This is a genomic window from Streptomyces sp. NPDC031426 (genome assembly GCF_055581585.1).
Map to the genome: position 1 here is coordinate 361,966 of NZ_JBVIJE010000007.1, position 26,319 is coordinate 388,284.

At 70.2% G+C, this 26,319-nt stretch carries 30 protein-coding genes, 1 tRNA gene and 3 pseudogenes; 13 read left to right on the forward strand and 21 right to left on the reverse strand.

Annotation, left to right across the window (positions count from 1 at the left end):
* Nucleotides 1-33: 33 nt before the first annotated feature.
* A complete protein-coding gene (locus ACZ5NH_RS17170) occupies nt 34-540 on the reverse strand; it encodes a MarR family winged helix-turn-helix transcriptional regulator (protein WP_468776041.1) in 507 nt (168 codons plus the stop codon).
* A 209-nt stretch (nt 541-749) separates the two neighbouring features.
* On the opposite strand from ACZ5NH_RS17170, the gene ACZ5NH_RS17175 reads away from it, so the two are divergent.
* On the forward strand, nt 750-950 hold the full coding sequence (locus ACZ5NH_RS17175; RefSeq protein ID WP_388622489.1) for a hypothetical protein: 201 nt from the start codon (nt 750-752) through the stop codon (nt 948-950).
* Nucleotides 951-966: 16 nt separating this feature from the next.
* Here ACZ5NH_RS17175 and ACZ5NH_RS17180 read toward each other — a convergent pair whose 3' ends face one another.
* The 9 genes from ACZ5NH_RS17180 to ACZ5NH_RS17220 all read right to left on the reverse strand — a co-directional run bounded on the left by ACZ5NH_RS17180 (nt 967) and on the right by ACZ5NH_RS17220 (nt 6,406).
* Complete coding sequence (locus ACZ5NH_RS17180) at nt 967-1,704, reverse strand: hypothetical protein (protein WP_468776043.1); 738 nt, start codon at nt 1,702-1,704, stop codon at nt 967-969.
* Nucleotides 1,705-1,781: 77 nt separating this feature from the next.
* Nucleotides 1,782-2,720, reverse strand: coding sequence for an RNA polymerase sigma factor SigF (locus tag ACZ5NH_RS17185; protein ID WP_451004818.1), 939 nt, complete (start codon nt 2,718-2,720; stop codon nt 1,782-1,784).
* A 327-nt stretch (nt 2,721-3,047) separates the two neighbouring features.
* Nucleotides 3,048-3,896, reverse strand: a complete 849-nt coding sequence (locus tag ACZ5NH_RS17190; RefSeq protein WP_388623822.1) for an RNA polymerase sigma factor SigF — start codon at nt 3,894-3,896, stop codon at nt 3,048-3,050.
* 174 nt (nt 3,897-4,070) lie between these two features.
* Nucleotides 4,071-4,364, reverse strand: a complete 294-nt coding sequence (locus ACZ5NH_RS17195; RefSeq protein WP_468776045.1) for a Dabb family protein — start codon at nt 4,362-4,364, stop codon at nt 4,071-4,073.
* A 10-nt stretch (nt 4,365-4,374) separates the two neighbouring features.
* Nucleotides 4,375-4,554, reverse strand: coding sequence for a hypothetical protein (locus ACZ5NH_RS17200; RefSeq protein WP_055708362.1), 180 nt, complete (start codon nt 4,552-4,554; stop codon nt 4,375-4,377).
* 163 nt (nt 4,555-4,717) lie between these two features.
* Nucleotides 4,718-4,802 (reverse strand) — tRNA-Ser (locus ACZ5NH_RS17205).
* 45 nt (nt 4,803-4,847) lie between these two features.
* Nucleotides 4,848-5,279, reverse strand: a complete 432-nt coding sequence (gene tadA / locus ACZ5NH_RS17210) for a tRNA adenosine(34) deaminase TadA (protein WP_388622481.1) — start codon at nt 5,277-5,279, stop codon at nt 4,848-4,850.
* Nucleotides 5,280-5,335: 56 nt separating this feature from the next.
* Complete coding sequence (locus ACZ5NH_RS17215) at nt 5,336-5,872, reverse strand: tRNA adenosine deaminase-associated protein (RefSeq protein ID WP_388623820.1); 537 nt, start codon at nt 5,870-5,872, stop codon at nt 5,336-5,338.
* A gap of 312 nt (nt 5,873-6,184) precedes the next feature.
* Nucleotides 6,185-6,406 carry a hypothetical protein gene (locus tag ACZ5NH_RS17220; RefSeq protein WP_468776221.1) on the reverse strand — a complete coding sequence of 74 codons (222 nt, stop codon included), beginning with the start codon at nt 6,404-6,406 and terminating at the stop codon, nt 6,185-6,187.
* Between the two features lie 161 nt (nt 6,407-6,567).
* Here ACZ5NH_RS17220 and upp point away from each other — a divergent pair, with 161 nt between their 5' ends.
* Nucleotides 6,568-7,203: a uracil phosphoribosyltransferase gene (gene upp / locus ACZ5NH_RS17225; RefSeq protein ID WP_365720507.1), complete on the forward strand. Its 636-nt coding sequence runs from the start codon at nt 6,568-6,570 to the stop codon at nt 7,201-7,203.
* Nucleotides 7,204-7,254: 51 nt separating this feature from the next.
* Here upp and ACZ5NH_RS17230 read toward each other — a convergent pair whose 3' ends face one another.
* From ACZ5NH_RS17230 to ACZ5NH_RS17255, 6 genes are all read right to left on the reverse strand, one after another.
* A complete protein-coding gene (locus ACZ5NH_RS17230; protein WP_388622478.1) occupies nt 7,255-7,890 on the reverse strand; it encodes a LytR C-terminal domain-containing protein in 636 nt (211 codons plus the stop codon).
* A gap of 105 nt (nt 7,891-7,995) precedes the next feature.
* Nucleotides 7,996-8,292: a type II toxin-antitoxin system VapB family antitoxin gene (locus ACZ5NH_RS17235; protein ID WP_004943146.1), complete on the reverse strand. Its 297-nt coding sequence runs from the start codon at nt 8,290-8,292 to the stop codon at nt 7,996-7,998.
* 302 nt (nt 8,293-8,594) lie between these two features.
* Nucleotides 8,595-8,723 (reverse strand): hypothetical protein, encoded by a 129-nt coding sequence (locus tag ACZ5NH_RS17240; RefSeq protein ID WP_451553227.1) that lies wholly within the window; start codon nt 8,721-8,723, stop codon nt 8,595-8,597.
* A gap of 73 nt (nt 8,724-8,796) precedes the next feature.
* The gene (locus ACZ5NH_RS17245; protein ID WP_468776049.1) at nt 8,797-9,102 is read right to left on the reverse strand and encodes a hypothetical protein; all 306 of its coding nucleotides are present in this window, start codon (nt 9,100-9,102) and stop codon (nt 8,797-8,799) included.
* Between the two features lie 108 nt (nt 9,103-9,210).
* Nucleotides 9,211-9,879 (reverse strand): HdeD family acid-resistance protein, encoded by a 669-nt coding sequence (locus ACZ5NH_RS17250; RefSeq protein ID WP_468776051.1) that lies wholly within the window; start codon nt 9,877-9,879, stop codon nt 9,211-9,213.
* A 78-nt stretch (nt 9,880-9,957) separates the two neighbouring features.
* Nucleotides 9,958-10,560 (reverse strand): HhH-GPD-type base excision DNA repair protein, encoded by a 603-nt coding sequence (locus ACZ5NH_RS17255; RefSeq protein ID WP_468776053.1) that lies wholly within the window; start codon nt 10,558-10,560, stop codon nt 9,958-9,960.
* Between the two features lie 75 nt (nt 10,561-10,635).
* Between ACZ5NH_RS17255 and ACZ5NH_RS17260 the strand changes: the two are divergent.
* From ACZ5NH_RS17260 to ACZ5NH_RS17295, 8 genes and pseudogenes are all read left to right on the forward strand, one after another.
* Nucleotides 10,636-10,799 (forward strand): annotated as a pseudogene (locus tag ACZ5NH_RS17260) (GNAT family N-acetyltransferase); the annotation flags it as partial.
* 2 nt (nt 10,800-10,801) lie between these two features.
* Nucleotides 10,802-11,275 carry a cupin domain-containing protein gene (locus tag ACZ5NH_RS17265; RefSeq protein WP_468776207.1) on the forward strand — a complete coding sequence of 158 codons (474 nt, stop codon included), beginning with the start codon at nt 10,802-10,804 and terminating at the stop codon, nt 11,273-11,275.
* Nucleotides 11,272-12,048, forward strand: a complete 777-nt coding sequence (locus ACZ5NH_RS17270) for an SDR family NAD(P)-dependent oxidoreductase (RefSeq protein ID WP_468776055.1) — start codon at nt 11,272-11,274, stop codon at nt 12,046-12,048. Before ACZ5NH_RS17265 ends, ACZ5NH_RS17270 begins: the two co-directional genes overlap by 4 nt.
* 92 nt (nt 12,049-12,140) lie before the next feature.
* On the forward strand, nt 12,141-13,922 hold the full coding sequence (locus ACZ5NH_RS17275) for a copper resistance CopC/CopD family protein (protein ID WP_468776057.1): 1,782 nt from the start codon (nt 12,141-12,143) through the stop codon (nt 13,920-13,922).
* Nucleotides 13,923-14,013: 91 nt separating this feature from the next.
* Nucleotides 14,014-14,730: a lanthionine synthetase LanC family protein gene (locus ACZ5NH_RS17280; protein WP_468776209.1), complete on the forward strand. Its 717-nt coding sequence runs from the start codon at nt 14,014-14,016 to the stop codon at nt 14,728-14,730.
* A gap of 489 nt (nt 14,731-15,219) precedes the next feature.
* Nucleotides 15,220-15,483: a hypothetical protein gene (locus ACZ5NH_RS17285; protein WP_468776059.1), complete on the forward strand. Its 264-nt coding sequence runs from the start codon at nt 15,220-15,222 to the stop codon at nt 15,481-15,483.
* 143 nt (nt 15,484-15,626) lie between these two features.
* Entirely contained in the window at nt 15,627-16,157 is a 531-nt protein-coding gene (locus ACZ5NH_RS17290; RefSeq protein ID WP_356317216.1) for a SigE family RNA polymerase sigma factor, read from the forward strand.
* The gene (locus tag ACZ5NH_RS17295) at nt 16,154-16,939 is read left to right on the forward strand and encodes a hypothetical protein (RefSeq protein ID WP_468776061.1); all 786 of its coding nucleotides are present in this window, start codon (nt 16,154-16,156) and stop codon (nt 16,937-16,939) included. The genes ACZ5NH_RS17290 and ACZ5NH_RS17295 overlap by 4 nt, the downstream gene beginning before the upstream one ends.
* Here the strand turns inward: ACZ5NH_RS17295 and ACZ5NH_RS17300 are convergent.
* Nucleotides 16,830-17,162, reverse strand: a complete 333-nt coding sequence (locus tag ACZ5NH_RS17300; RefSeq protein ID WP_468776211.1) for a hypothetical protein — start codon at nt 17,160-17,162, stop codon at nt 16,830-16,832. The two genes, ACZ5NH_RS17295 and ACZ5NH_RS17300, sit on opposite strands and share 110 nt — an antisense overlap.
* Nucleotides 17,163-17,238: 76 nt before the next feature.
* On the opposite strand from ACZ5NH_RS17300, the gene ACZ5NH_RS17305 reads away from it, so the two are divergent.
* A complete protein-coding gene (locus tag ACZ5NH_RS17305) occupies nt 17,239-19,677 on the forward strand; it encodes a non-reducing end alpha-L-arabinofuranosidase family hydrolase (protein WP_468776063.1) in 2,439 nt (812 codons plus the stop codon).
* 402 nt (nt 19,678-20,079) lie between these two features.
* On the opposite strand, the gene ACZ5NH_RS17310 is transcribed toward ACZ5NH_RS17305, so the two are convergent.
* The gene (locus tag ACZ5NH_RS17310) at nt 20,080-22,068 is read right to left on the reverse strand and encodes an RICIN domain-containing protein (protein WP_468776064.1); all 1,989 of its coding nucleotides are present in this window, start codon (nt 22,066-22,068) and stop codon (nt 20,080-20,082) included.
* Between the two features lie 96 nt (nt 22,069-22,164).
* Nucleotides 22,165-22,629: pseudogene (locus tag ACZ5NH_RS17315) on the reverse strand (ATP-binding protein); the annotation flags it as partial.
* Here ACZ5NH_RS17315 and ACZ5NH_RS17320 point away from each other — a divergent pair.
* Nucleotides 22,581-23,126, forward strand: a pseudogene (locus tag ACZ5NH_RS17320) (tyrosine-type recombinase/integrase); the annotation flags it as partial. The pseudogenes ACZ5NH_RS17315 and ACZ5NH_RS17320 sit on opposite strands and share 49 nt — an antisense overlap.
* A 256-nt stretch (nt 23,127-23,382) precedes the next feature.
* Here ACZ5NH_RS17320 and ACZ5NH_RS17325 read toward each other — a convergent pair.
* Nucleotides 23,383-24,228 (reverse strand): DUF4231 domain-containing protein, encoded by an 846-nt coding sequence (locus ACZ5NH_RS17325; RefSeq protein ID WP_468776066.1) that lies wholly within the window; start codon nt 24,226-24,228, stop codon nt 23,383-23,385.
* 308 nt (nt 24,229-24,536) lie between these two features.
* The gene (locus tag ACZ5NH_RS17330) at nt 24,537-25,358 is read right to left on the reverse strand and encodes a class I SAM-dependent methyltransferase (protein ID WP_468776068.1); all 822 of its coding nucleotides are present in this window, start codon (nt 25,356-25,358) and stop codon (nt 24,537-24,539) included.
* A 57-nt stretch (nt 25,359-25,415) separates the two neighbouring features.
* On the opposite strand from ACZ5NH_RS17330, the gene ACZ5NH_RS17335 reads away from it, so the two are divergent.
* Complete coding sequence (locus ACZ5NH_RS17335) at nt 25,416-26,132, forward strand: GntR family transcriptional regulator (protein ID WP_468776070.1); 717 nt, start codon at nt 25,416-25,418, stop codon at nt 26,130-26,132.
* Nucleotides 26,133-26,319: the final 187 nt, after the last annotated feature.

Genomic DNA, 26,319 nt, shown 5'->3' on the forward strand with positions numbered 1-26,319 from the left:
GCTGGTGTGGTCGTTGCCATGGGCTTCCTTCTCTTACGTGCTTGCGGGTGTACGGGTGGTCTCTTCGACTACGGGGGCGGCTGCGGCGGCCGGGAGCCGGACCGGGACGGACCGGCAGTCGCCGAAGGACGCGCGCAGGCGGGTCATCAGCCGGATCAGCTGGGCCACCTCGTCGTCGGTCCAGTCGGCGAGCCGCTCGGCGAGCAGATGCGTGGTCTGCCGGGACAGCTCCCGGAGCTCCGCCAGGCCCGTGGGCGTCAGGCGCAGGATGCGCGAGCGCTTGTCCGCCGGGTCCGGGTGCCGCTCGATCCAGCCGCGCGCGGCGACGTGCGCGACATGCCGGCTGGTGACCGACATGTCCACGGCGAGCAGCTCCGCGAGCTTGCTCATGCGCATGTCTCCGTGGCGGCCGAGCAGGGTCAGCACGGCGGCCGAACCGGCCGGGCAGTCGGGCGGCAGTATCCGCCCCATGTCCCGTTTCACGGCTCCGACGGCGCTGAGCTGACGCGCCAGCTCTTCGAACTGCGCCTGCTCGGCCATCACACCTCCCGCGTATTCGTTGCTTGAGGCAACCTTAGGCCTGTTTGGTTGCTGCAGGCAAATAAATGAGGGGTCCTGTGGCGCAAAAACTTGGCAAAGGCAAGTATTGCAACCGTAAACATGCAGGTAGGTGCGGGTGGGGTGCCCCTGTCTGTCCCGGTGGCCCCCCACTTGGGCGGCCCGGCCCGTCTTCGCTAAGGTCTCGGGCCATGGCTAACACCCAGGGCCCCCAGGGCAATTACGACCCCGCCGGCAGCACCCAGATGTTCCGCGCGTTCGTGGACGAGGCCCCGCAGGGCCGACAGCAGCAGCCGGCCGCCACGTCCTCCGGCCCCCGTATCGGCCTGATCATCGGTGTCGTCGTGGCGATCGCCGTGGTGGCGGGTGTGGCCTGGCTGGCGCTGAAGTAGGACCGCCGTCAGGCGATCACTTCCACTGGACGGACACGTCCCGCGTCTCGATGTGCATGCCGAGCGGCACGCGCCAGGCGTCGACGCACACCGTCCAGGTGTGGTCCTCGTGCGCGCCTGGTGCGATCGGCACGGGAAGGCCGACCGTCGAGTCGACCGTCCCCCAGTCGATGCCGAGCGCGCCGATGACGTGCGTCCCGAAGGTCACGGACCCCGATCGCACCGCCGTGCCCCCCGAGTTGTGGAAGCCGACGGTCACCTTCTGACACCAGCGCTGGTCCGTCGCCCCGGTCGTCGGGGTGCCCCAGGAGAGTTCGGCGGGGGTGGCGGGCTCGCCCTGGCCGCGCGTGGGGCCGGGGGTGGGACCGGGCGAGGTGGCGGACGGTGTCGTACGACTGTCCGTGCCGGTCGGGCCGGGAGGGGCGGGGGAGCCGTCACCGCCGGGGGCGGTGGAAGCCTGCTCCGGAGCGTCCGGGCTGCCCGAGATGTCGGTGCTGCCCGAAGTCGCGGCCGCGCCAGGTGGGTTACGGCGGCTCCCGCTCGTGCCGCTGCCTGTGTCGAGCGGCACCAGGGTCACGGATCCCGTCGGGCCGACGGAGCCCGGTCCGCGCTGTCCCGAGCCGACCGCGACATATCCGCCGCCCGGGCCATGGCCCCCGCACGCGGCGAGCACCCCGCCCAGGACGACGACGACCGCCGACGCTGCCGTAACGGCGCCTCGGCGGCCACGTGTCCATGTCGTCGTACGAAGCATCGGGCCATGGTGGCTGACGCCTCGTCAGATAGGAAGGGTCCGGACGGGACCAGCGCCCCGCAGGGGCCGGTACACGGTCAGTCGGAGATCAGGCCCTCCCGCAGCTGCGCCAGCGTCCGGGTCAGCAGGCGTGAGACGTGCATCTGGGAGATGCCGACCTCCTCGCCGATCTGGGACTGGGTCATGTTGGCGAAGAAGCGGAGCATGATGATCCGGCGCTCACGGGGCGGGAGCTTGGCCAGCAGGGGCTTCAGGGACTCGCGGTACTCCACGCCCTCCAGGGCCGTGTCCTCGTAGCCGAGGCGGTCGGCCAGGGAGCCCTCACCGCCGTCGTCCTCGGGGGCCGGCGAGTCGAGGGAGGACGCGGTGTAGGCGTTGCCGACCGCGAGGCCGTCGACCACGTCCTCCTCGGAGACGCCGAGCACGGCGGCCAGTTCCGTCACCGTCGGGGAGCGGTCCAGCTTCTGGGACAGCTCGTCGCTGGCCTTGGTGAGGGCCAGGCGCAGCTCCTGCAGGCGGCGCGGGACGCGGACGGACCACGAGGTGTCGCGGAAGAAGCGCTTGATCTCGCCCACGACCGTCGGCATGGCGAAGGTCGGGAACTCCACGCCCCGTTCGCAGTCGAAGCGGTCGATCGCCTTGATCAGACCGATGGTGCCGACTTGGACGATGTCCTCCATCGGCTCGTTGCGGGAGCGGAAACGCGCGGCCGCATAGCGGACCAGCGGCAGATTCAGCTCGATCAGGGTGTCCCGGACGTAGGCCCGTTCGGGGCTGTCCTCGCCGAGCGCGGCGAGCCGCAGGAACAGGGAGCGGGACAGGGTGCGGGTGTCGATGTCCCCCGCGGCCGGCGGAGCCGGGAGGTCGGCGGCCGCCGGGGCGGTCGGGGACGGCGCGGCGTCGAGGGCCGTGACGCCCTCGATGCCGTCGAGGACGTCGAGAGCGTCGAGCTCCTTGGGCGCTGCCTCGCTTGTCGCGGGCGTCAGCACCTTCGAGCTGCCCTGGTCTGCGGACATGCCACCCCCTTTGGGTCGCGGGACGGTCGTGGCGGCGCCGTTCTTGCGAGCAGCGCAGCCTTCACCTGAATACCGGCGCCGAAGGCCCGGCAAACGCGTCTCCCGCAGAATGTCACATGTCGGCAACACGCTGTAGTGACATGTCGACATGTGAGAAGTGAATCGGCCCTGGAAAGACGGGGTCTGACGCTTTTCGGGAACCCAACTGTCGGCATCTGCGCTGGTGAGCGATTCGCTCTCGGTGGTGAAGCATCGATCGGGCTTGCGATGCAGGGGGTGATCCCGTGTGTGCTTCCGTGCGCCTGCTGTGCTCCGCCCCGGGAGCTTCTACGCGTCGATGCGATTCGCCGAGCGCAGCCGCTGGAAGCTGCGGGCGAGAAGCCGGGAGACGTGCATCTGGGAGACGCCGAGTTCCGCGCTGATCTGCGACTGGGTGAGATTGCTGTAGTAGCGCAGGAGAAGGATTCGCTGTTCTCGTTCCGGGAGTTGGACGAGGAGATGGCGGACCAGGTCGCGGTGTTCGACGCCGTCCAGGGCCGGGTCCTCGTAGCCGATGCGGTCCAGCAGTCCGGGCAGTCCGTCGCCCTCCTGGGCGGCCTCCAGTGAGGTGGCGTGGTACGAGCGTCCCGCCTCGATGCAGCTCAGCACCTCCTCCTCGCTGATCCTGAGCCGATCGGCGATCTCGGCGGTGGTCGGGGAGCGGCCGTAGAGCGTGGTGAGGTCCTCGGTGGCGCTGTTGACCTGGACCCACAGCTCGTGCAGCCGGCGCGGTACGTGGACGGTGCGGACGTTGTCCCGGAAGTAGCGCTTGATCTCGCCGACCACGGTCGGCATGGCGAAGGTGGGGAACTGCACGCCCCGGTCCGGGTCGAACCGGTCGATGGCGTTGATCAGACCGATGGTGCCGACCTGGACCACGTCCTCCATGGGCTCGTTGCGGGAGCGGAAGCGCGCGGCGGCGTAGCGCACGAGCGGGAGGTTCGCCTCGATCAGCGCTCCGCGCACGCGGTGGTGCTCCGGCGTGCCCGGGGTGAGGTCCTTCAGCTCGGCGAAGAGCACCTGGGTGAGGGCTCGTGTGTCGGAACCGCGCCGCTTCTCGGGGCCCACGGGAGCGGTGGCGGGGGCAGGCGGGGCCGCCTCCTCCTGGGGCGGCGCAGTACTGGCCGACACGGTCAACGCCACCTCTTCGTCGCTCAATGATCGGTCAAAAGCGGTCATAGCATCACAAGACATGTGCACTGTGTGCAAGCACCGCATTACCTCGTGTTGTGTTCAAACTCCAACAAGTTGGGGATTAAGACGCACGAAAGCCCCCCGCCGTTGCGGCGGGGGGCTCCCGGGCGTAAGTGGTCAGAATTCGTAGTCGGCGATCACCCACGTGGCGAACTCGCGCCACATCGCGACGCCCGCCTGGTGGGCCGGATGCTCCAGATAGCGCTGGAGGGCGTCGGTGTCCTCGACCGCCGAGTTGATCGCGAAGTCGTAGGCGACCGGCCGGTCGCTGATGTTCCAGGCACACTCCCAGAAGCGCAGCTCCTCGATCTGGCCGCCGAGGGTCCTGAAGGCCTCCACGCCCGCCACGACCCGCGGATCGTCGCGCTCGACGCCCTCGTTGAGCTTGAAGAGGACCAGGTGGCGGATCATGGGATGTACCTCAGCTCTTTCCTCCGTTGGCGACCCACGTCATGAAGTCGCCCACGGCCTTGGCCGCGTCCGATATGCCCTCGAAGACTATCTGTACGTAATGGGCCGCCTTGGGCGGGTCCGTGATGATCACATACAGCGCGAAGACCACGAGCACGTATACGGCGATCTTCTTGGCGTTCACCGCCACCGCGGCCTCCCCTGTGCGTGCGCCTTGTGAGCCCCTGTTGCCGGCGGCGAGTGTAACCTTCGCGCTCTTTTCGGGGGACCAACGGTCCGTCGCCCGGGGTCTTTTCCGTCCCGTTCCCGGGATGCACGAAGGGCCCCGTCTGTCGACAGGGCCCTTCTTCAAGCGGTAGCGGAGGGATTTGAACCCTCGGTGACTTGCGCCACACTCGCTTTCGAGGCGAGCTCCTTCGGCCGCTCGGACACGCTACCGAGGGAGACCTTACAGCACACCGGGGTGTGCTCCGAAATCGGTATTCACCGGTCCCGGAAAAACTCGGTGAGCAGGCGGGCGCAGTCCGCCGCGAGGACGCCCTCGACGACCTCCGGGCGGTGATTGAGCCGCCGGTCGCGGATCACGTCCCACAGCGAGCCCGCCGCGCCCGCCTTGTCGTCCCGGGCGCCGTAGACGACCCGGTCGACGCGGGACTGGACGATCGCGCCCGCGCACATCGTGCACGGCTCCAGGGTGACCACGAGCGTGCAGCCGGCCAGCCGCCACTCCCCGAGCAGGGCGGCGGCCCGCCGGATCGCGAGGACCTCCGCGTGTGCCGTGGGATCGCCGGTGGCCTCGCGCTCGTTGTGCCCGACGGCGAGCACCGTCGTACCGTCCGGGGACAGCACGACGGCGCCGACGGGGACGTCCCCGCCCCGGACGGCCCGCTCGGCCTCGGCCAGGGCGAGTCGCATCGCGGCCCGCCAGCGGTCGCGTACCGGGTCCGGAGCGGCGGCCGGGTGCTCGACGGTCAGCGGACGGTCTCCAGCACCTCCGAGGCGCCCAGGGCCTCGGCGATCGTGCCCAGCGCGTCCTCGGCGTCCAGCGAGCGCAGCTCCTTCTCGCTGATGCCCAGGTCGTCGAGGATCTGGCTGTCGCCCACGGGGCTGTGCGGAACGGCGTCGGCGGCGGCGCCCTCCTCGTCGTCCTCGGCGGACTCGGACTCGCCGTCCTCGGTGCCGTCGAGGTCGAGGGAGTCCAGATCGGGGCCGTCGTCGGCACCTGGCTCCCGGCCGAGCAGCTCGTCGGTGAGCAGCAGCTCGCCGTACGCGCTGCGCTGGGCGGCGGCCGCGTCCGAGACGTAGATGCGAGGGTCGTCCTCGCCGTCCACGCGGACGACGCCGAACCAGGAGTCCTCCTGCTCGATCAGCACGAGCACCGTGTCCTCCTCGGGAGAGGCTTCACGGGCCAGGTCGGCAAGATCCGACAGGGTCTCCACATCGTCGAGCTCTGTGTCGCTCGCTTCCCACCCGTCTTCGGTGCGCGCGAGCAGTGCGGCGAAGTACACCGTGACTCTCCCACTGGTCATAGGCGTGCCGGTTGGGGGTCCCCCCGGCGGAGGTACTTGGGCGGAGAGAGCTGGGCTCCGAGCCCCACCCACTCGGAATCGTGGCAGAAACAAGGCGTTCAGGGGACGTCTTCGACGCCCTGTGTCTTGCAGCCACCTGCGGATCGTACGCGGCTTTTCCGGCCGGTCACGCACGCCCACCTCGCAAACGCCGGTGTGTGCGCGGATCTTCCTGACCCAGAACTTCCTTACCGGGTCCTGCCCCAGAGGATTCCCACGAGGATTCCCAAGCGTGTCCCTCCCGCAGTCGGTCTACCAGCGGAACGTCCGCATGCGCAGCGCGTGGCGCAGCCGGGTGGCCTTGGCGCGTCGCGGCTGGACCCGGGCGCGCAGCTCACGGGCCTCGGCCAGGTCACGCAGGAACCGGGCGCGGCGGCGCCGGCGCTCGGCGTCCGTCTCCACGGCCGCGGCGCGTATCGCGGGCTCGTCGGCGCCCTCGGGTGCGTTCTCCGGAAGGCCAGACAGGTCGGGCACGTCACACCACCCCAGTTCCTCCCTCCCACTTTCCCTCGTACGGCCGCTTCGATCCAGGGCCGGAGGGGTGTCGGCCGGGGTGTCGGCCGGGTCCGGGCCGGGGTCCCGGTGGGGGGTACGCCGGAGCGGGCGGGGGCCGCGGCGCGGGTACCGTTAGGGGCATGCGTCTCCATGTCGTCGACCACCCCCTGGTCGCCCACAAGCTCACCACGCTGCGCGACCAGCGCACCGACTCCGCGACCTTCCGGCGGCTCGCCGACGAACTGGTCACCCTGCTCGCCTACGAGGCCACGCGGGACGTGCGCACCGAAGCCGTCGACATCCAGACCCCGGTCGCGCGGACGACCGGCGTCAAGCTCGCCCGCCCCCGCCCGCTGGTGGTGCCGATCCTGCGCGCCGGCCTCGGCATGCTGGACGGCATGGTCCGGCTGCTGCCGACCGCCGAAGTGGGCTTCCTGGGCATGATCCGCAACGAGGAGACACTGCAGGCCTCCACCTACGCCTCGCGCATGCCGGAGGACCTCTCCGGCCGTCAGGTGTACGTCCTGGACCCGATGCTGGCGACGGGCGGCACGCTGGTCGCGGCGATCCGGGAGCTGATCAAGCGCGGTGCGGATGACGTGACGGCGGTGGTGCTGCTCGCCGCTCCCGAGGGCGTCGAGGTGATGGAGCGGGAGCTGGCGGGGACGCCGGTGACGGTGGTCACGGCGGCCGTCGACGACCACCTCAACGAGCACGGGTACATCGTGCCGGGACTGGGGGACGCGGGGGATCGTCTCTACGGGGCGGCCGAGTAGTTTTCGCGCCGACCGGGGTGCTGACCGGGGTGCTGAGTGCTCGCCCCCGGCTCAGCACCCCTTCTTGACGGAAGGCGCCGACGTCGATGCGGGCGCGGTCAGCCTGGTCAGGGTCTGGTCCGCCTCCGTCGGCTTCACCAGGCCCTTGAAGGCGTCGCCCAGGATGAGGTCGACGTCGGTGCCCTTGCGGGTGTCGGCGCGTTGTTCGGCGCCGGTGAGCTGGGCGGCGAGCACCGGCAGCGAGGTGTTCTGGGCGGCCGCGGGACCGAGCAGTATCCCGGCGCTCTTCACCTTCTTGTCGTACTCCCCGGGCGCGTTGCCCACATCACCGATCCTGAAGCCCCGCTTCTTCAGCTCGTCGGCGGTGGACTTGGCGAGCCCGGTGCGCGCGGTGGCGTTGTAGACGTTCACGGTGATCTGACCCGGCTTCGGCAGGGCCTTCACCTGTGCGGCCGTAGCGGCCTTGGGGTGGCAGTCGGTCTTCGGGCCGGCCGCCGAGGCCTTCTTGCCGCCGGTGAAGACGTCGATGAGCTGCAGGGTGCCCCAGCCGATCAGGCCGAGCACGGCGACGGACGCCACCATGGCGGCCACGAGCCTGGCGCGTCGGCGCGGCGGACGCATCCGAGGGTATTTGTCCCCCGTGATCCGGTACCGGCCGCCCATGCCAGGGGGAGTGAGCATGCTCATGGGCGCAGCGTAGTGCGCCCGAGCGGCGCTGCCTATTAGATGATCAGTCGATGCCGCTCAGGGGAACCCGAAAGGGTCAAGGGGGCAAGGGCGGTGTCGCGCCGGTCAGTCGAGTTCGAGCACGCGCGCGTGCAGCACCTGGCGCTGCTGGAGGGCGGCGCGGACCGCGCGGTGCAGCCCGTCCTCCAGATAGAGGTCGCCCTGCCACTTCACGACGTGTGCGAAGAGGTCGCCGTAGAACGTCGAGTCCTCCGCCAGCAGGGTCTCCAGGTCGAGCTGCTGCTTGGTGGTCACGAGCTGATCGAGGCGGACCGGGCGCGGCGCGACGTCCGCCCACTGCCGGGTGCTTTCCCGGCCGTGGTCGGGGTACGGCCGGCCGTTTCCGATGCGCTTGAAGATCACACGGAAAGCCTACCGGTCAAGACGTTCCGGGCGCAGCCATGGCGGCGGAGTGCGGCACCTGAAAAGATTCTGCAAACGGGTCATATGTGCCGCTAACGGGACGAGATCACCGGCGCAGGGGGTCGGGGGCGGGGCCGTACCGGAGCAGGCGGTGCGCGGCTCCCCGCTCCACGGGCGTCGTGCACAGGCTGTGGACCGCGAGCCGGCCCCCGAGAAGCCCGGCACCAGGCCGGCCGCGAGATCCCCGCCCCGCCTTCGGCACGGACCGGCGAAGGCGGTGACCCGCCCCCGCCGGTACCGGTTCAGCGGTCCCGTTCCTCGGACGGCCGCTGCGGCTCTTCCTCGTGCTTCTGCTCCGGCTTCGGTTTTGTCGCGCGCCGGGCCTCCGCGCGCAGCAGGGCGCGCAGGACGGCGTAGGTATCCATGGGCATGACTGTGTCGCTCCTTGCGTCTGACTGACCTGTGACCGGCCTTCGGCCGGCCTTTCGCGGGGACGCGGGTCCGTCAGCAGCGCAGGACCACGGTGCGGAGCAGGGGCGGGGCGTACGGCGCCCGGGGCGTGCCGGGGCAGGCGCGTACCGCCGGCCGGGCGGGTGCCGGGTCGGGGAGGGGCGCGGGACGCTCGGGTACGCCCGCGTGGACTGCGGGGGCGGGCGGCCGTAGGAGCGTGTCGAGCACGTCGTGCTCGAAGGTCTCGGCGGACGCGCCCAGCGCGTGGGCCGCCTGGGCCTGCGCATGGGCGACGGGCACCCACAGGGCGAGGAGCAGCACGAGCGCCCGCAGCCAGGTACGGCTCCGGGGGACACTCACGGTCCTGCTCACATCGGGTATGTCCCCGGGGCGTGCGGGGTGTGCAGCACGCGGGGCCCGAGATCCGCCCGCTCGGCGTAGGTGCGGGGCCCGCGTTGATGCCGCCGCTCACACCGTCCGCGGTATCGCCTTCGCCCGGCCGCGGATGCTGAACGCGGTGACGATCTCCACGATCCCCACGACGAGCAGCCAGACGCCGGCGACGAGGGTCAGCACGGCGACCGACCGGAACGGCGCGTCGATGAGCACGATCCCGGCGACGAAGGTGAGGACCCCCAGGAGGATCTGCCAGCCTCGGCCGGGCATCCGGGAGTCCTGCGCGGCGGCGATGGTCTGGGTGATCCCGCGGATCAGCCAGCCGATCCCGATCCACAGGCCGAGCAGCAGGATCGACTGCATGGGCCCGCGGAAGCAGAGCAGGCCGAGCAGGATCGACAGCGCGCCGCTGATGAACGCCAGCACCCGCAGCGAGGTCGCCCGGTGCGTGCCGAACGCGGCGACCAGTTGGAAGACGCCGCTGGCCAAGAGGTAGAGCCCGAACAGCACACCGGCGACGAGCAGGGAGGGGCCGGGCCAGACGAGCACCAGGACGCCGAGGACCAGTGAGGCGGTCCCGGTGACCAGGACCACCTGCCAGGCGGCCTGGGACAGGGCGTGCAGGGGCCCCTCGAACGGCGGCTCGGGCTCACGCCGCTCGCCCGGCGGCGCGCCCGCGTGCACATTCCGGTCGTCGTACTCACGGCCCCACTCCGGACCGGTGTTCGGTATCTCGGTCATGGTTCATGCTGTGGACGGCGGGGTCGGCGCTGCCATCGGGGTGGGCCGGTCGAGTGAAGCCCCGCAGCCACCCCACGTCTATCGGCCCGGCTTGCCGGAGGCCTTCGCCGCCGCCTTCATCTCCTGCTTGTGCGCGCGCACCTTGGCCAGTGACTCCGGCCCGGTGATGTCGGCGACGGACCGGAAGGACTCGCGCTCGCCGTACGCCCCCGCGGCCTCCCGCCAGCCCTCCGGCGTGACGCCGAGCTGCTTGCCGAGCAGGGCGAGGAAGATCTGGGCCTTCTGTTTGCCGAACCCGGGCAGGTCCTCCAGCCGTTTCAGCAGTTCGGAACCGGTCGGCACGCCCCGCCAGACGGCCTCCGCGTCCCCGTCGTAGTGCTCGACGAGGTACTGGCACAGCTGCTGGATGCGCCCCGCCATCGAGCCCGGGTAGCGGTGCACGGCCGGCTTCTCGGCGAGCAGCGCGGCGAAGGCCTCCGGGTCCATCGCGGCGATGGCGTGCGCGTCGAGATCGCCGGCCGCTGGGACGCCGAGCCGGTCGGCGATGGTCCGGGGCCCTTTGAACGCCCACTCCATCGGGACCTGCTGGTCGAGCAGCATGCCGGTGAGTGCGGCGAGCGCGGACCGCCCGAGGAGCGCGTCGGCGTCGGGGTCCTGGGCGAGGTGCAGGGTGACGTCCATGCGTCGATGGTGGCCCGCCGGCGCGCGCGACGCAGCCGGGGTGGTCCGACGGCTCCCCCCCCTCTCTCTCGTACGGACGTACGCGACACCAGGGCGATCACCCGCTTCGAACGCCAGGGCTTCGGTGTCGGCCCGGCGGTCGTCCTGCCCGAGGTGGACCTCCCCGCTGGATACCGGCCGGAGAAGCACGCCCGACGCCAACTCGCCTTCCGGAGCGCGCGATAGCCTTCCCCGGGTGACGCTGACGCCGGACGATCTGATCGCGTACTACGGCCTCGAACCCATCCCCCGCGAGGGCGGCCTGTTCCGGTGTACCTGGGAGGGGCCGGAGCGCCCCGACGGCCGGCCCGAGGGCTCCGCCATCGTCGCCCTGCTCACCGCCGACGACTTCTGCGCCCTGCACCGCCTGCCCACCGACGAGATCTGGCACTTCTACCTCGGCGACCCGCTCGACCTCCTGCTGCTCGCCCCCGACGGCAGCACCCGCACCGCCGTTCTCGGCCCCGCCCCGCTGTCCGGCCAGCAGCCCCAGCTCACCGTGCCCGCCCGCACCTGGATGGGCGCGCGGGTGGCACCGGGCGGCGCCTGGGCGTTCTTCGGCTGCACGATGGCGCCCGGATTCACCTACCCGGACTACGAACACGGGAGTGCGGCCGACCTGACGGCGCGTTATCCCTCCGAGGCCGCCCGGATCGCGGAACTGTGCCGCCCATGAACAGGAGCCCGCTGAACCTGCTCGACGGACAGACCGCCCTGGTGACCGGCGCGGGCGGCGGCATCGGCCGCGCCATCGCGCTGCGCTTCGCCGAGGAGGGCGCGGCGGTGGCCGTGCACTGCCGTACGGCGGTGGACGCGGCCGGCGAAGTGGCGGCCCGGATCCGGGAGTCGGGCGGCGAGGCCGTCGTACTCCGGGCGGACCTGACGGACGAGGACGCCTGCCACCGGCTGGTCAGGGAGGCGGCGGACTGGTCCGGCGGCCGGCTCACCGCCCTCGTCAACAACGCGGCCGTCCAGCCCATCCAGCCCCTGCCCGGTATGGCGGCGGCCGAGTGGCGCACGGTCGTCGACACCGACCTCACCAGCGTCTTCGCCTGCACCCAGGCCGCCGCCGCCCATATGCGGGCCCACGGCGGCGGCAGCGTCACCCACATCGCCTCCATCGAGGCCTCCCGTCCCGCGCCCGGCCACGCCCACTACAGCGCGGCCAAGGCGGCAGTGGTCATGCACGCCCGCGCGGCGGCCCTGGAGTACGGGCCCGACGGCATCCGGGTCAACACCGTGTCGCCCGGCCTGATCGACCGGGAGGGCCTGGCGCAGGCCTGGCCGGACGGCGTACGCCGCTGGCTCGCCGCCGTCCCCACCGGCCGGCTCGGCCGTCCCGAGGACGTGGCCGACGCCTGTGTGTTCCTGGCCTCGTCGCTCGCGAGCTGGATCACCGGCCACGACCTGACCGTGGACGGCGGCATCTCGGCCCGGCCGACCTGGTGAGCGCTGCGGCCGATCGCTCGCGGGCTGAGCGCTCCGGCCGGTCTCTGCGTACTCATACGGAGGACAGGCGGCGAGGCGTGCTCCTACGAGGCATGCGTCGAGGGAGGGGACGAGTGCTGCTGCACGACCGGCGTCGATGGGCACGACGGCTGGGCCTGCTCTGCGCGGGCCTCTTCGTGCTGCTGCTCGGCACGGCGGCCCCCGCGTCCGCCCACGCGGCCCTGCGCACGTCCGACCCCGCCGACGGAACCCTCCTGCGCACGGCCCCCCGGCACGTCACCCTGACCTTCACCGAATCGGTCGGCCTGCTCACCGACTCCTTCCGCGTCTACGACCCGACCAACCACCGGCTGCGCACGGGCCCCGCCGAGCACGCCCCCGGCCGCTCGGACGCGGCCCGCGTCGCCCTCCCCGCGAAGCTCGCCACCGGCACCTACACCGTCGCCTGGCGGGTGGTGTCCGCGGACAGCCACCCGGTGTCCGGAGCGCTCACCTTCTCGGTCGGCAACCGCACGGCGACGGCCGCGAGCCCGGCCCCCGACGACACGGAGAACCCCGCCACGGCGGCCCTGTACAACATCGCCCGCTACCTCGCCTACCTCTCGGTGGCCCTTCTGCTCGGCGCCGCGGCGTTCGTGGCGTACTGCCGCCCGCCGACGGCGGCCCCGCTGCGCACCCCGGTGCTGGCCGCCGCCTGGACCCTGCTCGCCACGACGGCCGTCCTGTACCTCCTGCGCGCCCCCTACGAGGAGGGCACCTCACCCGGCGTCTCCCTGGGCTCCCTGACCCACACGGCCACGACCCGCCCCGGCGCCCTCCTGCTCCTCCGCCTGACGCTGCTGCTCCTGGCCGGCGCCGGTGTGGCGCTCCTGCGGGCCCGCCGCAGAAGACTCCCGCGCCGTACGACGCTGGCCGTGGCCGGGGCCGTCTCCCTCCCCCTCACCCTGACCTGGACGGCGGCCGACCACGCCGCGGCGGGCATCCAGGTCCCCCTGGCCATCACCTCCGCCACCCTCCACCTGCTGGCCATGGCGGCCTGGCTGGGCGGTCTGGCGGCCCTCCTGCGCATCCTGCGGCGCACCTCCCCGGCCACCGTGGCCCGCTTCTCCCGCCTGGCCTCCGCCTCGGTGACGGTCCTGGTCCTGACCGGCGTCTACCAGTCCTGGCGCGGCCTCGGCTCCTGGCAGGCACTCACGGACACGACGTACGGCCGCACGCTGCTGGCCAAACTGGCGGCGGTCACCGCGCTGCTGCTGGCGGCGGCCTGCTCCCGCACCTGGACCAGCCGCCTGGCCCGGGAGCCCCGGGTGGCCGCCGCCCGTGTCCCCGAACCGGCCACCGGCCCCCCGCTCCCCCCGGAACCCGCCACCCCGCCCCCACCCCCGCCCTTCCACACCCTGCGCCGCTCGGTGCTGGCGGAGGCGGCCGTCGGCGTGCTGGTCCTGGCCCTGACGACCCTGCTGACGAGCACGGTCCCCGGCCGTGCGGCCGAGGAGGCCACACCGTCCGCAACCGCGACGACCGGCATACCCACGGCCTCCGTCACCACGATCCCCTTCGACGTCGGCACCCCCGGCGGCCACGGCAAGGTCCAGATCACGCTGGACCCGGGCCGGATCGGCCGCACCTCCGTGCAGGCGGTGGTCTACGGCCCCGACGGCGGCCTGTCCACGGTCCCCGAACTCCGCGTCACCCTCACCCTGCCCGCCCGGCACCTGGGCCCCCTCGACACCCGCATCACCGACCGCGGCGGCTACTGGTCCACCGACTCCTTCGACCTCCCCCTCCCCGGCACCTGGACGATGAAGGCGACGGTCCGGGTGTCGGACCTGGACCAGGTGACGGTGTCGGCACGGGTGCGGGTGACGCGGTAGGCCAGCCCCGGACGCGGTCGATCTTCTGGGCGGGGCAGCCGGTCGCCGCCCACTCGAGACCAGAACTGGCCGCACCGGAAAGGCGCTCGTCCTGCGAGCCCTTCACGAAGAACTCGGCGACACGGCCGCCGGCGCCGCCGTCGACCGCGCGCTGCAACTCGTGCGGTCACGCTTCGACGGCACCCGCTGGGGCGAACTGTTCGAGCTGATGGGCGGCAACGCGGGGATCGGCCTCGGGGCACTCCTGGCCGGCGACGCCGAACTGGCCGTCCTCGCCATGGAGCCGTATCTGCGCACGGCGGAGCAGACCCCGGCGGGCGTCCACTGGGCCCACCGCACGGGCATCGACTCCCGTCTGCATCACATCTCGCACGGCACGCTCGGCATCGTCCTGGCGCTTGCCCGGGTCGGCGAGGCCACCGGCCGTGCGGACCTGGTCGAGCTGGCGCTGGCCGGTGCCGCAGACGTCGTGGCGCGCGACGAGGCCGGGCCGGAGGGCTTCCTGGTGCCGCACTCGACCCCTCCAGTACCGACCCGATGTGATCGAGCCCATCAGCTACGGCTGGTGCCACGGCCCGGCCGGCCCCTACGTCCACGCCTAAAAGCGAGCGTGATGATCGGCTGGGCGCCGACCCTCTTCGCGGTGGCCATGAAGTGGTCGAAGTCGGTGCCCGGCGCGGCCCAGCTGCCGCCGGTGACGGTATGGGTCTTCCAGTGGTGGGCGTCCCCGACGGAGCCGCCGGGGAAGCGCAGCTGCCGGATCCCGGCCGCCTTCATCAGCGACGCCGCCTTGGCGTCGGTCATGTAGGTGTCGTGGACCGCTGTGTTGAGGCCGACGCCGGTGCTGGGCATCGTGCTCAGCGAGGTGCCGGCATCGACGGTGACGGCGACGGTCGCCGCGGCGTGCGCGCTGAGCGCCAGGGCGCCCGCGCCGGCCCCGGCCAGCAGTGCCGCCCCCGCTCCCGCCACGATGCGGCGGCGTGTTCGGCCACGGCGGCGCGTACGGCTCCGGGGCATCGGCTGCTCGGAGGTTATCGGGTCGTCGGGTGACACGAGTGGCCCCCGATCGGAGTGCGTGGCTACGGGCGGCGGTGGCGCAGCTGACTGCGCTCGCCGTGGTTGGTGCACCCCTAGGTGGCCGCTCGGGACGGAAAGGTTGTCGCCGTATCCGATGTTCTTCAGATCCCTTTCGTGCCGTGCACCGGTCGCCGGGAAATCAGCGTCGGGGCGGCAACCTTCTCGTCCCCTGCGGCAACTGGGAGCCGGAAGGCCGATTCGAACTACCGGATGGACGGGCATGAGGGCAACGAAGCACGCCGCGCCGCGACCGTGGCGCAGGCGCGGACTGGTCACGGGCATTCCCTTGGGGCTGCTGGTCGTCGGTGTGCTGGCGTGCCTGGCCCTGACCCTCCTCACCGCGAGCGGAACCGGTGCCGGGCGGGCAGCCGACGCGTCCGCCGCAGGCGCGCGGGCGGCCGCCCCGTCCGATGCCGGGTCTGCGGCGGGCGGCGGTGCGGGTGCGACGGTGCAGCCGACCAGCGTCCAGCTCGCCCGGCATTGACCAGCCCGCCGGTCGGCCTTCACCGGCCCGCAACCGAGCACGGCAGCCGTTCGAATCCCGGGCTGGGCACTGTTAGGCTGCCGCCCCGATTGTTAAACGCGCAACCAACGCGCACATCATTGCCAGGAGAGGGCGACCGGGGGATGGTCCTCGATGACGCGTCCGCGGAGTTCCACGAATTCTTCGAACGCCACTATGCCGAACTCGCCCGTCTAGCACACCTGCTGACCGGCGAGACCGACGCGGCGGACGACCTCGCGGCGGATGCCCTGGTCGCCCTGTGGCAGCGCTGGGACCGGTTGCGGCAGGCCGACCACCCGCTCGCCTACGCCCGCGGCGTGGTGGCCAACCTGGCGCGGGGACGGATCCGCAGCGCGGTGCGCGAGCGACGCCGGATCACGCTGTTCTGGTCCCGCAGCCCCGAGAAGGTGGAGGGGCCGGACATGGCGGCCGTGCTGGACGTCCGCGCGGCGCTCGCCCGGCTGCCGTTCCGCAAGCGTGCCTGCGTGGTGCTGCGGCACGCCTTCGACCTGTCGGAGAAGGACACGGCGGTGGCGCTGGGCATATCGGTCGGTACGGTGAAGAGCCAGACCTCGAAGGGAATGGCCGAGCTGGAAAGGATTCTTGGCGCGCGAGCGGTCGGGGACCTGGTGGCAGGGAGGAGGAACCGGTGAACGAGGAGATCGCCCGTCGGCTGCGCGAGGCCGCCGAGGCCCACCGGCCCGACCGCGCGAGGATGCTGGCCCGGGTGCAACGCGGCGTGGCCGGCCCCGCCGTCCGTCACCGCGCGCGGCCGTTCGCGAGGTCCGGTACCAGGGTCGCGCTCGCCGGACTCGCCGCCGCCGGCATCCTGGCGACCGGCGGCCTCGCCGTCGCCGCCATCGTCGCGCACTCGTCGCCGTCGGCCACCGTGACCACGCCGGCCAGCCCGTCCCCGACCGCCGGCTCCCCGCACCCGACATCGGCCCGCCCCACCCCTGTCGCGCCGGCCCCGGCCACCACCCCGGGCAGCCCGCGCCCGACTCAGCCGGCCACCAGTCCATCGCCGGCCGCCGGCGAGAGCCGCAACGGGGCGCTGTGGTCGACCGGCTCGGTGGACCCGCACAGCACCGTCTACTGGACGCAGAGCAACCTCGCCCTCAAGACGACCCAGCCGCTCACCTCGCTCACGATCGAGATACGGATCGTGCAGACCGGCGGGGTGAAGAACACCGGCACCTGGCAGACCCTGCCGAGTGGTGACTTCACCGTCACCGCTCAGGAGGCCGACGGCACGCTGGTCTACCGCTGGGTCCTCAAGCCGGGCCTGACCGTGCCGGCCGGGAGCTATGAGTTTGCCGCCCAGTTCAACAACGGCACCGGCGTGCGCAGTGCCGCGGGCGACGGCTACCGCGTCGACGCGCAGGGTTCGGGCGGCTCCGCGTCGGTCCGGGGAGGGTTCGTCCCGACCCGGTGAAGGCCGCTGTGCGGCAAGGGGATGAGTCCCCTTGCCGCACAGCCCGGTGGGAGAACAAGTACCCGAACTGCTGGTACGGGGTCCAGTCGGCCGGGTCGGCGTTGGTCCCATCGGCCGACCCGGCGTTGGTCCCGTCGGCGTAGGTGGCCTCCACGGTGGCCAGCAGGTCGCCGCGGGACTGGGTGGGGACGGTGACGGCGGCCGTGAAAATTCTTCCCGCGATCGCGGCAACCTTTGTGTGCGTGGCGGCGACTGGCGAGTAACCAGGGCCGGATCAAGGCCCGTTGTGCCAGAAGGACATGCCCTTGTCAGATCAGAACCGCTCTCATCGCCGCCGTCCGGCTACCCGCCGCGTGCTCGCCGCCGCCGTGGTCCTCGCCGCCGCGGGTGCCGCCGTACCGCTGGTCGCCCAGGCCGCCCACACGCCGAATGCCCGCACGCCGACCCTTGCCGGTGCAGCGGCCGGCAGCGGCCGTTACTTCGGTACGGCGGTGTCCTCGGGCAGGCTCGGGGACTCGACGTACTCCACGATTCTCGACCGGGAGTTCAACATGATCACCCCGGAGAACGAGATGAAGTGGGACACCACCGAACCGTCCCGCGGCACCTTCAACTTCGGCCCGGCCGACTCGATCGTCGGCCACGCCTCCGCGCACGGGCAGCGGATGCGCGGGCACACCCTGGTGTGGCACTCGCAACTGCCTGGCTGGGTGAAGTCCATCACCGACGCCAACACCCTGCGCAGTGTGATGGACAACCACATCACCACCGAGATGAGCCACTTCAAGGGCAAGATCTACGCCTGGGACGTGGTCAACGAGGCGTTCGCCGACGGCGGCAGCGGCCGGCACCGCAGCTCGGTCTTCCAGGACGTGCTGGGCAACGGCTTCATCGAGGAGGCGTTCCGCACCGCCCGGAACGCCGATCCCTCCGCCAAGCTCTGCTACAACGACTACAACATCGAGAACTGGACCGACGCCAAGACGCAGGGCGTCTACGCGATGGTCAAGGACTTCAAGTCCCGCGGTGTACCGATCGACTGCGTCGGCTTCCAGAGCCACTTCGGCGCAGGCGGCCCACCGGCCGGCTACCAGACCACTCTGTCCAAGTTCGCCGCGCTCGGCGTGGACGTCCAGATCACCGAACTCGACATCGCCCAGGCGTCGCCGACGGCGTACACCAACGCCGTCCAGGCGTGCATGAACGTCGCCCGCTGCACGGGCATCACGGTGTGGGGGATCAGGGACAGCGACTCGTGGCGCACCGGTGAGAACCCGCTGTTGTTCGACGCGAGCGGCAACAAGAAACCCGCCTACAGTGCGGCGCTCACCGCCCTGGGCAGCGCCAGCGGCGGCACGCCGGACGCAGGCGGCATCACCTCCGGCGCGGTCTACACGCTCTCCGACGTGGCCGCCGGACGCGTTCTCGACGAGCCCGCGGGATACAACGGCAACGGCACCCCGCTCCAGGTGTGGGACGCCAGCGGTGCCTCCAACCAGCAGTGGCGGGCCGGCCGGAACAGCGACGGCTCCTACACGCTGACCAACGTCGCCAGCGGCCGGGTACTGGACGAGCCGGGCAACCAGACGGGCAACGGGACGAGGATGCAGGTCTGGGACTCGGGCGGCGGCACCAACCAGCACTGGCGGGCCGGCCGCAACAGTGACGGCTCCTACACGCTGACCAACGTCGCCAGCGGCCGGGCGCTGGAGATCCCCGGCGGTCGGACCGCCAACGGCACTCCCGTCCAGATCTGGGACTCCAACGGCGGCGCCCACCAGCACTGGAACCTAAGGACTTCGGCGCCCGCGCCGGCGGGCGGCACGTGTGCTCTTCCGTCGACGTACCGGTGGTCGTCGACGGGTGCGTTGGCGCAGCCGGCGAACGGATGGGACGCGGTGAAGGACTTCACCGACGTGGTGTACAACGGCAAGCACCTGGTGTACGCGTCGAGCGTGTCGGGATCGTCGTACGGCTCGATGATGTTCAGGCCCTTCACGAACTGGTCGGACATGGCGTCGGCCGGCCAGACCGGGATGAGCCAGTCCGCGGTGGCGCCCACGCTGTTCTACTTCGCGCCCAAGAAGATCTGGGTGCTGGCGTCCCAGTGGGGCGCGTCGCCCTTCGTCTACCGCACGTCGAGCGACCCCACCGACCCCGACGGCTGGTCCGCGCCGCAGCCGCTGTTCACCGGCAGCATCCCCAAGACTGAATCCCCCACCGGCCCGATCGACCAGACACTGATCGCCGACGACCGGAACATCTACCTGTTCTTCGCCGGTGACAACGGCAAGATCTACCGGGCGAGCATGCCGATCGGGAACTTCCCGGGCAACTTCGGCTCGTCCTACACGACGGTCATGAGCGACACGGTGAAGAACCTGTTCGAGGCGCCGCAGGTCTACAAGGTGCAGGGCCAGAACCAGTACCTCATGATCGTCGAGGCTCGGGGCGCGAACGAGCAGCGCTACTTCCGCTCGTTCACCGCCACCAGCCTGAGTGGTTCCTGGACCCCGCAGGCCGCCAGCGAGAGCAACCCCTTCGCCGGCAAGGCCAACAGCGGTGCCACCTGGACCAACGACATCAGCCACGGCGACCTGGTCCGCACCAACCCCGACCAGACCATGACCATCGACCCCTGCCACCTGCAGTTCCTCTACCAGGGCAAGTCCCCCACCGCGGCCGGCCCCTACGACCGACTGCCGTGGCGGCCGGGGGTCCTCACCCTGCAGCGCTGACCCGCCTGATCCGTGGTGATCGCGATCTGGTGCGGCGCACCGGCGGCGTAGACGAGCGGTCTACGGCTCGGGCACCTCCACCCGCTGACCGATACTCACCGCCTCGAGGAACCCCAGCCGTACGCCGGCTGGGGTTCCAATCGTTTGGGGACCAGGCGGAGGCCCGGGGAGGCTTGTCCGGCAGATGGGCGTGCTCCTGATCCTGCGCGGCGTGGGCGCCGACGTCCCGGATCGGCGTTCTGCCGGCACCTGTCAGCACCATCATCCCTTTCGCCAAGGCCGCCTCGATCGACGCCCGCACCGACGGCGGCATGGCCGGCGCCGGCCGAGAAGTCCTCAGCCAGACGAAGATGACGAAAACGCGCCCCCATCGGGAAGATGGGGGCGCATTCGTGCCTTCGCCTACTTGAGCGCTGTGCCACCTGAGTTGTGGTAGGCGATGGTCTTGCTGATCAGGTTTCCGCCGTCGGTCTCGGCCGTTGTCTGTTCCTGCTGCCCTGGACCGAACAGCAGCCCGGCGACATGGGCGTTCGCCACCTGGTCCATGTGCCCGAAGAACCAGTCCACCTTGTCGTCCTTGTAATGGTTGAGGGTGTTGTTCTGCGCCATGTTGCCCACGGGGATCTGCCACAGGACCACCGGCTTGCCCACGGACTCGGCCATCGTCTTGTAGAACCTCAGCGAGTCGGCGGCCTTCTGGTCGGTCCAGAAGGTGTCACGGCCGCCGTGTGCCGGCTGCGCGTACCAGCCTGCGTCGCGGTCCGACACGTCGGTGACCAGGAGGTCGGCGTTCTGTGCCCCGAGGCTTGCGTAGTCCTTGATGCATCCCTGGGTGTTGTTCTGCCAGTCCCAGCAGGTGAGGTGGAGCCCCACGGCGGTGTGCGGCGCGTACTTGTGCGCCATCGAGATCAGGCAGCGGGAGAGTCCGGCGGCGCTGTTCTCCTGCGATCCGCAATCGGTCGGGTTTGCGGCCGAGACCTGGGCGGCAACCTTGTGCGGATCGCCGAGCGACCGGACGTAGCCCCAGAAGTCGGGTTCAAGGTCGATCATGTCGTTCGAGTTGCCGATCTTCTGGAGGAAGAAACGGTAGTCGTTCATGTACCGGGTGAGCAGGTCAAGCCGGTTGATGGCCACGACCTCGCCCGGACCGTCGCCCTGGCCTGCCGCATCCCCGAGGTCGCGCAACGAGTACCACGTCCAGAGCATCTTCTGCGGGCGCGGGCTGCCCTTGTACGTCGCGTGGGCCGCCACGGTGTCCCGCCAGGTCACGTAAGTGCCGGGCGCCGTGGTGCTGCCGTTCCAGCAGCCCCACCAGCTCGACCACGCGGCCTGGCAGAGCGATGCCGAATAGTAAGCCGACGAGGGCGCGGGCTGGCTGTGCACATAGGCGTACCGCACGTCGAACGGCGCGGCGGCCGCCGAGGCATCAGACATCGAGCCGCCGATGAGCACCGTGCTACTGCCCATGAAACGTGTCGTCGAGCTGCCGCCACCAGCCTCGGGAGACGACGGCGACGACGGGTGCGAGCCGCTCGGAGTCTGGCTGGTGGGAACGCTGCCGCCCGGCGCGGTGGGCGTACCGGCGCTGCCGACACTCCCGGCCGGGACGAGTTGCCACTGCTGATCGGCGCTGCCCCGGTCGCGGTTCTGGACGACGTAGCCCCCGTCGGCCTTGGCGGCGTTGTGGACATCGACAGCCATGCCACTGAAGCGATTGACCAAACGCACGTAGCCGTCCGGCGACTTGGCCACCTTGAACTGCTGGTTGGTGCCGTTCAGGTCTTTCCACTGCACGATGGCGGAGCCGGCGGTCTTCGACCAGCCGAGGTCGTCCAGCACCTTGCCGGAGTTCCGGTTCTGCAGCCGGTAGTACCCGTCACCCGCGTCGATGAACCGCCACTGCTGGTTGGCCCCTCCGTGGCGCGCCCACTGCACCACCGCAGCGCCGTCGTTCGTGGCGAAGGCGCGGTCGTCCAGCACCTTGCCGCTGTTGCGGTTGACCAGCACGTACCACTTCTTCAGATCCAGGGTTTGCTGCGCCGAAGCCTGGCTGACCACGACAGCCGAGCCGGCCACGACAACCATGACGAGGCCCGCCCAGAAACCCCGACGCGCGAGCAATCGACGGCCACGATGCTTCGGGCGACCACCGCGGCCGCCGCCGTCGGCGCGGTGGCCGCCGACGCGGGACGCCAACGATGACGTGGGTGGGCCGGGGACATGTCTGTGCTCTCGTTCCAGGGACATGCCTGTGCTCTCTTTCAGCCGTTGCATCTGACCGGACCACTTGGCCGGACAACGCTGAGTGGTCCCAGAGGCCGAAAAGGTTGCCGCGAAGAGCCACAGATTTTTTCGCCTTGACCGCTTCCCGTTCGCTGCGGAGCGCGGCACGTCTGACGCCGGCGGTGGCGAACGCCTGATGGCTGCTCCCGTCCCCGCCGCTTACCGCGTACCACGCCCGCTATTGGACCTCCCCGCGGATGAAGATCAATGCTGGGCAGGGGTGAGGGGTAGTTCGGCCCAGATCGTCTTGCCGGTGCGGGTGTGACGGCTGCCCCACCGCTGGGAGAGCTGAGCGACGATGAGGAGGCTCCGGCCGCCTTCGTCGGAGAGGCGGGCGCGTCGCAGATGCGGGGCTGGGCCGCTGGCGTCGCTGACCTCACGGATCAACGCCGTGTCACGGATGAGCCGCAGGTGGATCGGTGGGGAGCCGTAGCGGATGGCATGGGTGACCAGTTCGCTCACCACGAGTTCCGCGGTGAAGGCAGCTTCCTGCTGGTGCCAGGCGGCCAGACCCTCACAGGCGAGTTCACGGGCCAGGGCCACGACGGAGGGTTCGGCGGGCAGTTCCCAGGTGGCGACCTGGCTGGTGCCAAGGGTCCTGGTCCGGGTCAGAAGGAGAGCGACGTCGTCCGTCTGGGGCTGAGGGAGCAGGTCGTGCAGGATCCGGTCGGGACGAGTCGTGCGGCAAGAAGCCGGGGTACTGCCCCAAACGCGAGCAGATCCGGCGCGAGCACAAGAGCACGAAATCACGCTCTGGCCGCCGAACGGTCGGCCTGCCTGACCCGCTGATCAAGCTGCTCCGCAAGCACAGGGAGGAGCAGGACCGGGAGCGCGCGGGGGCCGGAGCCGACTGGGAGGACAAGGGCTACGTCTTCACGTCGCCGACTGGGGGGCTTCTGAGCCCGAACACCGACTACCACGTGTGGAAGCGGCTTCTTCGGGACGCTGGCGTGCGGGACGGGCGCCTTCATGACGCTCGCCACACGGCGGCTACGGTCCTCCTCGTGCTCGGTGTCCCGGATGGCAGCGTGGACGCGATCATGGGATGGGAGCCGGGTGGCGCCGCGCGGATGCGAGCTCGCTACATGCATGTGACAGGGCTCATGCTCCGGAAGGTCGCGGATCAGGTCGGAGAGAAGCTGTGGGGCTCCTCCGGAGCCAAATGAGACCAAAACTGAGACCACGCACGTCGAAGGGCCCCACTGCGAACAGTGGGGCCCTTCGACATCGTGCCCGGTGAGGCACTGGCGGAGGATACGAGATTCGAACTCGTGAGGGGTTGCCCCCAACACGCTTTCCAACTGTCCGCGCGGCCGTACGGGGGCGTTCGTACGAGTTCGCGGGCCAGGTCAGAGGGGGTGCGCGCACGCCGGTGAACAGTGGCGGCCGTCGGTGCACTGGACAAAGACCCGGACAACGACGCTAACCCTCTGGCGTCTCTGTCGGCTGGTCGAGCTGTTGCTGCCGCTTACGCTGGTCGTTCTTCAGGGTCTCCACACGCTCGGTGAAGTCCAACAGGGCTGCTGCGTCGTCTGCGCTGCCCTTGTAGCGACCCACTTTCAGGTTGACAGCGTCGTACTCCTCCTCAATGGAGTCCGCCGTCTGTTGGAGGTAGAAGCTGCGCTCGCGGAACTTGAAGTAGCCCGTGAAGCCTGCCGCGAGGCCTACGGCGAAGCTTGTGCCAACAGTGATCCACTTGAAGGGAGCTGGAGTCTCCGCAAGGCTCGCTGCCGTCGAAGTCGCAAGCGAACCGATGATGATGATGCTCTGGAAGAAGTTGTGGATACGCCGGTAGCGCAGTCCGTCAGCTCGATACTGTTCGATGGCTCCCGGGACGGTCTCCCGGTAGATGTGCCGACGCGTTTCCGTTGGCAGGTTCGTAGAGGCTGCAGAGAGACGCTTGCGCTCGATGGCCAGCGTGAGGTCGATCTTCTTCTCAGCTGCGTACCCGGCTTCCCAGTCTTCGGTAAGCACTCCATCGAAGAGGTCACCAGAACTGAGAATTCGTACAATTGCACACAAAACGAGCAAAGCTAGAAGAATCGGGATCCCGGCTATGTTGACGCGGGTGAGGTCGACGCGGCCCCATGTGGCGATGTTCCCGACGAACAGGAGAAGCAGCAGTGTGGGGGCGGAAGCGTAGGTTGAAACTAGGACAAAGCGCCTTATGTGTGCTGAACGTATTTCACGTCGAAGTTCGAGGATCTTCCTGTCGTGGTCAAGAAGACTCTCAATCGCGCGCTCTGCTGCCCCCGGTGACTGCGCCATGCTCCCCCGCTGCGACCCCTCGTGCCGATTACACGCGATCCGATCATAGGAGTTCATGAGGCCGTCGAATACCGTTTTGGAGCTGGTGCGAACGCCCCCGTCTCGACTCCTCACGAGGCGGGGGCTGTAGCTCGCACCTACCGCTCTTAATACGGACTGGCGTTTCGGCCCGGCTGACGATCTGGGTAGATGTCATCTGATCCGTAGGCGGGTGCGCGCGCTTTGCGCCCCCTGCCCCCGCGCCCAAACCGGCCTGTGCCTAAGGCGGAACGGGCGTGGCTGTCCGCCAGTGTTCGCCACCGTTGATGTCAGGGGTTGATGTCCGCGGAAGCTCTCCCCACAGCCAAGAGATGCGAGCTAGCGGCCAGCAACTCCGGGTACGGCTCCGCCATGCGGGCCGCCTCCATGGCCGATGCGATCAGCTCATCCGTGGGCCCTTCACCGGGCTGCTGCTCGGCTGTCTTGACGAGCGACCACGCGGGGCCCTCAATCCCGAAAACCTGCACTTCAGTGAGCCCAGAGGCCACCAGCTCCGAGACCAGTTCCTCAGCCCGGTGGAAGTACGACAGGGTGAATCCTCGCACGCCGTCATAGACGGCTGTCTCAAGAATCTTGGAGACGGAGTCCCGGATTCGCTCCTTGTGCAGATGGGCGTACGTCACGTGCTCAAACAACGAGGCGTACCGGTTGATGGCTGCTGCTGCGACCAGCCCGCCCGGCTTCACCACGCGGTGCGCCTCCGCCAGCGCGATACGCCGGTCCTCTGGGTCTGGCAGGTGGTAGAGCGGCCCAAGAAGCTGCACGACGTCGTAACTGTCGTCCGGCTCGCTTAGGGCGCGGGCATCCCCCACGACCGCAGGACACACGGCTGAGGCGTACTCGACGTGCCGGGGCACCGGGTCCACCAGCGTCACGTCGTAGCCGTCCTGCACCAGCCATTCGGCATGAATCCCGGTCCCCCCACCCACGTCGAGTACGCGGGCCGGTGCGGGGGGCAGAAACCGTCGGAGAAGCTCTTGAGTCCTGACCAGCTCCATCCGCCCGTCTGCCGAGCTGCGCAGACGGCTGTCCTCGTTCACTGTCTCGCCGTAGAACCGCATCACGGAGGGAGCCAATTCGAGATTCGACATGCCCGCAGTATCGTGTGTACCGGTGGACCAGTCCAGCGCGCGAAGTAAGGGAAGCCAATGGCTGTTCTGAAGTACGAGGAGATCGCCGAGTCGCTTCGGACCCGCATCGCCGCAGGTGAATTCGCCCCCGGCGAGACGATTCCGTCCGGCCGAGACCTGGCCGAACAGTGGGACGTGTCGCGAGCCACTGCCATCAAGGCCGTGGACGTGCTCCGGAACGACGGCGTAGTCGTGGCCAAGCAAGGAACCGGGTTCGTCGTCACAGAGACCCCCGTGGCACGTCCCGCCGGCGCCCGGCGGGCCGGGTCGGCACGCATCTTGGGTGGTATGCCGTTCCTGCGGATCGGCACGCCCGACTGGGCTGAACCGCCCACACGCGTGGCCAATGCTCTTGGCCTCGCACCCGGCACCCTGGCCCTCCGGCGTGTCCGGGTCCTCCAGCTGCCAGACGGGAGCCCCAATAGCTGCGTGGAAGCGTGGTTCCCTCCTGAGATCGGAGAGGCTGCACCTCGCCTCTCCGACACAGCACCAATCGCAGAGGGGACGACCCGCTACGTTCGTCGACAGACCGGGCGGTTTCCTGTGGAGGGCGTGGACGTGACTACCGTGCGCCTGGCCACCCAAGTTGAGGCGGAACGGCTGGGTGTCGAGCCAGGTAGCGCGGTCGCGGTCCTCCTGCACACGGCATTCGACCAAGAGGGGTGCCCGCTGGTCTGTGAAGAGGGCGTCACCCCGGCCGCTCTCTTTGAGCAGGTGGACACCTACGCGATGTAGGTAGAGCCCACCGAAAGATAGCTGGACCGGTCCGCCGGTCCAGCTTTTTTGATGCCCCGTCAAGCTGCTTGAGCTGCGCAAACGCTCGCCACTGCTCGATAACTCCGATTTCACTGCTTGACTGGACCGGTCCACCGGTCCAGTCTGTAGATGCAACGCCGCACCAACTCACTGAGGTGCGGTTCTG